At 48.6% G+C, this 843-nt stretch carries 1 protein-coding gene and 1 pseudogene; both read left to right on the top strand.

Annotation, left to right across the window (positions count from 1 at the left end; genetic code table 11):
- Positions 1 to 432 (top strand): annotated as a pseudogene (gene mutL, locus A3735_RS28405) (DNA mismatch repair protein MutL); the annotation flags it as partial.
- A gap of 33 nt (positions 433 to 465) precedes the next feature.
- Positions 466 to 843 (top strand): tRNA (adenosine(37)-N6)-dimethylallyltransferase (locus A3735_RS28410; protein ID WP_369820570.1); only part of this gene is annotated, 378 nt, incomplete at its 3' end.

Here is an 843-nt window from a genome sequence, read left to right on the forward strand (position 1 = left end):
GCTCAGCCCCTGCTTGTGCCGATGAATATCTCTCTAAGTCAACGNGAGGCTTCTGTTGCTGAAGAATGTGCCGGGGACTTACAGAAATTTGGTTTGGGCCTAGAACGGTCTGGTCCGGAAAGTATCGTTATTCGTCAGGTGCCAGTGATACTTCAGCAGGTGAATGTTGATCAGCTAGTAAGAGACTTGTTGAGTGATATGATTACGCACGGATACTCCGACCAGCTAGAGGCAAAAGCGAATGAGTTGATGTCGACTATGGCTTGTCATGGTTCGGTAAGGGCCAATCGATCGTTGACGATACCGGAGATGAACGCTTTGCTGAGAGATATGGAAGAAACTGAGCGCAGTGGTCAGTGTAACCATGGCCGCCCAACCTGGACCGCACTGTCTATGGGTGAGCTGGATAAGTTATTTCTGCGGGGGCGTTAAGATGTTGCGAATACCTTCTTTAAGGCTTTATCAATGAGCTTGCCTAGTGCAATTTGTCTAATGGGGCCGACAGCGGCGGGTAAGACAGACCTGGCAGTCTCTCTTCATGAAACCTTAGCTTGCGACATTATCAGTGTGGACTCTGCCTTGATATATCGAGGCATGGATATCGGTACGGCAAAACCCGAAAAAGAATTGTTGGCGCGCGCTCCACACCGACTGATTGATATTATTGCTGCTAAAGACAGTTATTCGGTAGCTCGGTTTTATGATGATGCGCTAAGAGAGATGCAGGAAATAACAAGTCGTGGACGCACACCTTTATTGGTGGGCGGTACGATGATGTACTACAAAGTTTTGCAGAATGGTATCGCATCCTTGCCTTGTGCTGATGACAAGGTTCGCGCAGCG

The sequence above is a fragment of the Oleiphilus sp. HI0061 genome (assembly GCF_001635675.1).